Origin of the sequence: Candidatus Igneacidithiobacillus taiwanensis, assembly GCF_031962545.1 — a bacterium.
Taxonomy (GTDB): domain Bacteria; phylum Pseudomonadota; class Gammaproteobacteria; order Acidithiobacillales; family Acidithiobacillaceae; genus Igneacidithiobacillus; species Igneacidithiobacillus taiwanensis.
The window spans coordinates 1-6,592 of sequence record NZ_JAVRKK010000121.1; the positions used below are offsets into that span (position 1 = coordinate 1).

The 6,592-nt window shown below is 56.4% G+C and carries 5 protein-coding genes; 3 read left to right on the plus strand and 2 right to left on the minus strand.

Features of this window, described 5'->3' with window-relative positions; translation table 11 throughout:
- Positions 1-127 precede the first annotated feature (127 nt).
- From RTI30_RS11600 to RTI30_RS11610, 3 genes are read left to right on the plus strand one after another with little or no spacing between them, the layout of a single operon-like run.
- Positions 128-724 carry a 7-cyano-7-deazaguanine synthase gene (locus RTI30_RS11600; protein WP_312263346.1) on the plus strand — a complete coding sequence of 199 codons (597 nt, stop codon included), beginning with the start codon at positions 128-130 and terminating at the stop codon, positions 722-724.
- Positions 725-751: 27 nt separating this feature from the next.
- Positions 752-1,573, plus strand: a complete 822-nt coding sequence (locus RTI30_RS11605) for a ferritin-like domain-containing protein (protein ID WP_312263345.1) — start codon at positions 752-754, stop codon at positions 1,571-1,573.
- Between the two features lie 29 nt (positions 1,574-1,602).
- Complete coding sequence (locus tag RTI30_RS11610) at positions 1,603-3,834, plus strand: mechanosensitive ion channel domain-containing protein (RefSeq protein WP_312263344.1); 2,232 nt, start codon at positions 1,603-1,605, stop codon at positions 3,832-3,834.
- Here RTI30_RS11610 and proB read toward each other — a convergent pair whose 3' ends face one another.
- A complete protein-coding gene (gene proB / locus RTI30_RS11615) occupies positions 3,835-4,974 on the minus strand; it encodes a glutamate 5-kinase (protein ID WP_312263343.1) in 1,140 nt (379 codons plus the stop codon).
- On the minus strand, positions 4,974-6,587 hold the full coding sequence (locus tag RTI30_RS11620; protein ID WP_312263342.1) for an APC family permease: 1,614 nt from the start codon (positions 6,585-6,587) through the stop codon (positions 4,974-4,976). Before RTI30_RS11620 ends, proB begins: the two co-directional genes overlap by 1 nt.
- Positions 6,588-6,592 lie beyond the last annotated feature (5 nt).

Genomic DNA, 6,592 nt, shown 5'->3' on the forward strand with positions numbered 1-6,592 from the left:
TACCCGGTAAAACCCCCGGATCCGGTACCCGACATGTTGAACCTGCATGGCACTCCTCCCTCGCCAAAGAAGTGCCAAAGGTTTGTGAACTTATGCAGCAGAGGCCCCGCAACGCGTGCTGTTGTTGATGAGCGGCGGAGTGGAGAGCAGTACCCTGCTGCGCCTACTCGACGCTGTGGGGCATACCCCGGAGCCTGTCTTTCTCGACTATGCCCAACGTGCTGCGGCCGAGGAGTGGCGCCGCGTGCAGGCCCAGTGCGCCCGGCTCGGTTGCGCGCCGCTACGCCTGCCCATGGCAGAACTCGGCAACGCCCTTGGGGCACTGCGCCCGCAGCGTTTTCATGTACCCGTGTTGCATCGCAATCTCATTGCCTTGGCTGTGGCCAGCAGTGCCGCAGCGGCGCTGGGCTTGCGCTATCTTTGCATTGGCGTTACCGCCGACGACGCCGCGGTCGATGCCAGCTCCCGCCCGGCGCTCCTGCACCCCTTGAGCGAGGCCTTGGCCGCCCTGCAACGGGAACTTCTCTGTCCACTGCAGGATCTGCGTAAGGCAGAAGTGGTGGCCCTCGGGCAAGACTTGGGGGTCGACTGGAATTTGTCGTACAGTTGCCTGCTTGGAAGGGCGCAGCATTGCGGCGCATGTCCGCAGTGTCTGAAACGCCGAGAGGCTTTTCAGCAAGCTGGCTTGGGTCATGCAGACGTTGACTACGCCCGGGAAAGGTAAAAATACGGAATAGGAGAGCTGCATTGCATGGCTGATGGAAGCCGTCATCCTCGCTGGTCCCTGCAGGACATCCCTTTCGACTGCGTTCGCAAATCCGCCATCGTCCACGAAGAAGACTGGTTTTATTTGCTCGCCGGTGCTTCGTTCGTCGAAACCCTATCGGATCTTTATGCCAACAATCTAGCCGGCTATTACGCGGGCAACGAAGCTGCCTGCCAATGGCTGCAAAATCAGTGGGAACACGAGGAGGTGCAGCACGGGCGCGCCTTACGAGCCTATGTGCTGACGGTCTGGCCCGACTTCGATTGGGATACCGCTTACCAACGCTTCGTAGATGCCTACGCCCCCCTCTGCCAAACGGAGCAACTCGGCCCCACCCCCGCCTTGGAAATGGCGGCAAGGTGCGTAGTCGAGACCGGCACGGCAAGTTTCTACACCATGATTCAGCACGCTAGCCCAGAGCCTATTTTACGGCAGCTTGCCGCCCACATTCGGGCCGATGAGGTGCATCATTACAAATATTTTTTCCGTTTTTTCCGCGAATACCAAGCGAGCGAAGCAGTCTCCCGTTGGCGCGTGCTGCGCAGCCTCTGGCAACGGGTAACGGAGGCAGACATGGAAGACAGTTTTCTTGCCATTCGCTGCGCCTATGAGCTGCGCAACCCGGGCCAGGAGTTTACGGCGGCAGAGTTTCGTGCCTTTCGCAAACGTATGGCGGTGTGGATTCGGCGTCATTATCCGTTTGAGATGGCAGTAAAAATGCTGATCAAACCCATCGCCCTGCCACCTACCTTGCAACGGATGCTCTTGCCCATTTTGACCCATGGGGCACGGCGCGCCATCACCTAGCCACCCCCAACCGGAGATTTCCTCTTTCTATGCTGCGCCGCTTGCTCTGTACTTGGCTCTTTCTCCTGCTGGCGCTGCTAACGAGCCCAGCGCTGGCGGCAGGGGGCGAGCAATTTGCCAACGATGCCGCTCTGCTGCGCAGCATTCACCACGGTCTCGCGCAGCCGGTTGGTGCAGGGCAGTTGCGCCAGTGGCAACAAGAGGTGCAGGGCATCGTGCAAGATGCGGCCGTCTGCACCAAAACCCAGGAGGCCTCCCTTGCCAATCTCGACAAATCCCTCGCCATCGTTGGCCCGCCGGTAGCCGATGAACCTAGCAGCCTGACCGAGCTGCGCCAGCAACTGAGCGCCGAAAAGATTGCGGTGGGCGGCAAATTGGCGGCCTGTAAGGTCTTGTATGTTGGCGGAAGCACCGTTCTCGGCGACATTCGCGACAAACAAACGCAACTCCATACGCGCAAGCTGTTGCAGCGCGGGCCAAATCTTTGGCAACAGATTGCGCAGCTTTCTCGACTCCATAAAACGGCCTGGGACCAGGAGCGTAATTTCTGGGTTCGCCCGGATGGAACTGCCATTTTTTCCAATCCCGAATTTCAGGGCGCCATGGCGATTGGTATTGCCCTGTTCATCATCGCCGCAATTTTTCGTCGTCACTCGCAATTTGCCTTGCGCGAACTCTATCCTTTGGCAGCCCTCCTTGCCTGGGCTCTGGCCAGCTATCTCCTCTCAGTCTTTTATCCCATCACCATTCTCATTACTACCACGGGAGCAGCTTTTTACCTGAGCGACTGGCTGAGCCGTTCGATGCTGCGCCACCTCAATACCATTCCGGCCCGCGCTCAACGGGAGGCGGTGCTACTACGGGTTTTTTGGCGCCCCCTACGCTTTGTCATCACCTTCATGACCTTGGTATTGGTCTATCAGTATCTCGATCCTCAAGGCAGCGATCTCATCAACCACCACACCGCCCTCGTCACGCTCATCCACACCGCCATACTCAGTAGCGTTCTCTGGGTGCTCTGGCGCGCTCGACGCTTCACCTTTTTGAAGGACACCCGCTGGCTGCAACTCGTCTTGTTCGGTACCGCGCTTGTACTGATTCTGCTGAATTTTTTTGGCTTTATGGCGTTGGCAGATTATCTAACCAACGGTTTTGTGCTGAGCCTGGTGGCCATACTCGTGGCTAGAGTAATTGCTTGGTTCATTGACGATATTTGGGGTAACGAGGAAGACGGCGAGGGCGACTTGCCGCGCCTGTTGCGCCAACACCTGGGGCTCAGTCAGGAAGGAAGCTCTTGGCTCTCCTGGTTACGCCTATTCTCTCATACCGTGTTATGGAGCCTGGTACTCATCCTCATTTTGCTGGCTTGGGGCCTGAGCCGCAGTGGCTTTGCCATTTTTTGGCAATATTTCATTCATGGCTTCGACATCGGCACTTTTCATATTCAACCATTCCGCTGGCTCATTGCCATTTTTTTGCTCTTTTTTCTATTCAACGTCAATCAATGGCTGCAAAAACGGCTATCGGGTGCGCGGGGTATCTTTCGGCATTTCGATGTCGGTTCGCGGCACTCGATTCTTGCGATCTTTCGCTATGTTGGGTTTATTGTCGCCATATTACTTTCCCTTTCCACAGCCGGCGTTGCCTTGCACAACTTGGCGATCATTGCTGGTGCCTTATCAGTAGGTATTGGTTTTGGTTTGCAGAACATTGTCAATAATTTTGTTTCGGGCATCATTCTTCTCCTCGAGCGTCCCATTCGTGTGGGCGATTGGGTAAAGGTCGGCACCACTGAGGGCTATGTGCAGCGCCTGAGTATCCGCTCGACGCTGATCCTTACCTTTGATCGCACCGAGGTCTTCGTACCCAATTCCGAGCTGATCTCCGGCCAAGTTACCAACTGGACGTACAGCAATAATATTTTGCGCTTGATGATTCCGCTGCGCGTACATCACGATTCCGACATTGACGAGGTGCGGGAAATTCTCGAACAAGTGGGTAAGCAGCACCCCGAAGTACTGCAAGACGACCCGCGCGGCATTCCACCCACCGCCCTGCTTTTGGATGTGACGGAAAATGCACTGGTATTTTACCTGCGGGTGTATATTGCCGATTGCAACAATAGCTTCATGATTCAAACCGAACTGCGGGCACGGGCGGTCGAGGCCCTACATCGGCACGGCATCCGTCTTGCTCATCAACAGCAGGATATCCATTTTGCCGAGCGTGCCCCGGCCCTCGACGGACCGGCATCGTCCTGATCAGCGACTACGTACCAAATCGTCGCGGTGGATCAGGATGCGACAATCTGCCGAAACCTCCTCGCCAGCCGCTAGCTGCGCCCGGCAATGCTCGAGCAGACGAGCATCGAGAGTCACCAGACCGCGGGCAATTTCCCGACCCGTGGGGTCGATACGGCTCACCAGATCGCTACGCCGGAAGGCACCCTGCTGCGCCCGCACCCCAAAGAGCAGCAGGCTCGCACCTTCTTCGTCGACGGCGGCAGCGGCGCCGGCGTCAAGATGCAGTTCGCCCTGCACGCGCAACTGATCCGACAACCAGCGCTTACGTGCGGCAAGCACGGGAATCTTCGCCTCAAGCAGGGTGCCGACCGCCTCCTGGTTTGCGATACGCAAAATGACGCGGTCCTCGAGCCCGTTGGCGATGATGGTCGAGGTTCCCGAACGTGCCGCTCGCGCCGCCGCCTTCACCTTGGCGAGCATTCCACCGGTACCGACCAGGGAGCCGCCAGAACCTGCCAAGCGCTCCAAGCGCGCCTCGCCGGCGCGGGCGCGATGGATGAACTGGGCGTCGGGATGGGTGCGCGGATCGGCATCGTACAAACCGCGCTGGTCGGTAAGCAAAACGAGGAGATCGGCATCCCAGAGATTGGCGACGAGGGCGGCCAGGGTATCGTTATCACCCAACTGGATGGCACGGTGCGAAATGGCGTCATTTTCATTAACGATGGGCAAGACCCCATGCTCGATGAGAGTACGCAGGGTCTCCCGGGCATTCAGATAGCGCGAGCGATTGCGCAGCTCCTCGTGGGTGAGCAGCACCTGACCGCAATGTAGGGGACGATAATTTTCACGCTGGATCTGATGCAGAATTTTTTCATAACCATGCATCAAGATCGACTGCCCAACACTTGCTGCCGCCTGGCGGTCTGCCAACTGCGTCGGCTTGCCGGGCCAGCCCATGCGGCGCGCACCAACGGCAATGGCACCGGAGGACACCAAAACGATCTGATAGCCTTGCTGCAGCAGCGACTGGATTTGCGTTAGCCACTCGGCAAGACGATCTTCCGCCAGACGTCCCATGCCGTTCATCAGCAAGCTGCTGCCAATCTTGATTACCCACTTTTTACCGACCTCAGGACGATCCAGCGCTGGATCCATCACGGTGCACCTACTCCGCGTTTATCGAGATTACGCATGTACAAGCGGATTTCCTTGTCGGAGACGGCACTGTGCACCGCCCAATAGAAAATGAGCAAGCTGATTGCCGCAATGATGGCCATACCTTGGTAAAAACCGACCCAACCTTCGCCACCCAGAGATTTCGGCCCAATCCAGGCAGTACCCCAGAGGGCAAGAAAATACGGGATGATCCACCACATGTATTGCCAGCCCATGTCGCGAATCGGCTCTTTGCGCAGCAGTCCCCACAAGGCATAGAGACCGAGAAGCACGAAAAGCGTTCCAAAAATAAAATTGAGGGTATGCAGACCCGACCAGTAGACGATCCAGGTACCCACCACAAAGGAAATAGGAGCAATGATTTGCGCCCCCGGCAAGGTAAAAGGCCTTTCTAGTTGCGGCATTGCCTTACGTAACTGCAAAAGCGCTATTGGACCGATCACATACGACAGCACCGTCATGGAAGCAATATAGCCCACCATTTTTTGCCAGGAAGGAAAAGGTAAAAAGAAAACGCCGCCCACCACAAAGAGCAGAATCAAACTGGTCCAAGGCACGCCATGGCCATTGATCTTGCCCAAAACCTTAGGGAATGCACCGCTCTCGGCGGTAGCCAAGGTAACCCGGGCGGAAGTAGCGGTGTAGATCAGTGCGGTACCTGCGGGCGAGATGAAGGCATCGGCATAGAGCAGAACGGCCAGCCAAGTAATACCAATGCTCGTGGCCAGCGCCGCGAAGGGACCGTTGATACCAGGAAAATGCAAATGCTCCCAGCCGCCATAGGCGAGGTCTTGGGGGCGCACGGCGCCGATGAAAGCGACCTGCACGAGAATATAGATGCCGCCAGCAATTAGTACCGAAAGGATGGTGGCCAAGGGGAGATCACGCTTGGGATTTTTGCTTTCTCCCGCCAAATCGATGGCATGACGAAACCCGAGCAAAGAGAAGATAACACCACCCGTGGCAACGGCAACGAACATGCCTTGAATGTTGCTCCCGGTGTTGCCAGTCTGGACATGGAAATTGCCGGAATGCCAACCGAGAACGACAAAAATGACACCAGTGAGCACCGGAACGCCAATCTTCCACCAGGTGGCACCATTATTTATGTTCAGAACCCAGCGTATCGAGAGAAAATTTACTGCCACAAAAAACGCCAGCGCAATGAGTGCGTAAAAAAAGCCTTGGGTACTGAGCAGATCGCTATGCGGCTGCAAAAAATAGGGGAAATAGTTATTGGCATAGGTGAGCAGCGCGGTAACCTCGATGGGCGCAATGGTGGCGTAGGATAAAAATAAAATCCACGTCCACATGTTGCCAACGATAGGACCATTACCCACATTTGCCAGATGTACGATAGCCCCAGCCTTGGGAATCAGCGGTGCCAATTCGGCAAAGACCACTGCCAGCAACAAAATCGCCAACATCCCGATAATCCATGATCCAATGGCATAGGGGCCAGCCATTTTAGCTGTAAACAACGGACCAAAAAGCCATCCAGAACCGATGGATGCCCCAACACAGGCAAGGATCAAACTCTGTAAGGTACCCTCCCGGCGCAACTTACGTGGCTTCGAGTTTTCCTTTTCCAAAGAAG

What these genes read in the sequence shown, in the direction of transcription:
- RTI30_RS11600 (WP_312263346.1), top strand. Translation starts at nt 128, where the DNA reads ATGAGCGGCGGAGTGGAGAGCAGTACCCTGCTGCGCCTACTCGACGCT.
- proB (WP_312263343.1), bottom strand. Translation starts at nt 4,974, where the DNA reads ATGGATCCAGCGCTGGATCGTCCTGAGGTCGGTAAAAAGTGGGTAATC.
- RTI30_RS11605 (WP_312263345.1), top strand. Translation starts at nt 752, where the DNA reads ATGGCTGATGGAAGCCGTCATCCTCGCTGGTCCCTGCAGGACATCCCT.
- RTI30_RS11610 (WP_312263344.1), top strand. Translation starts at nt 1,603, where the DNA reads ATGCTGCGCCGCTTGCTCTGTACTTGGCTCTTTCTCCTGCTGGCGCTG.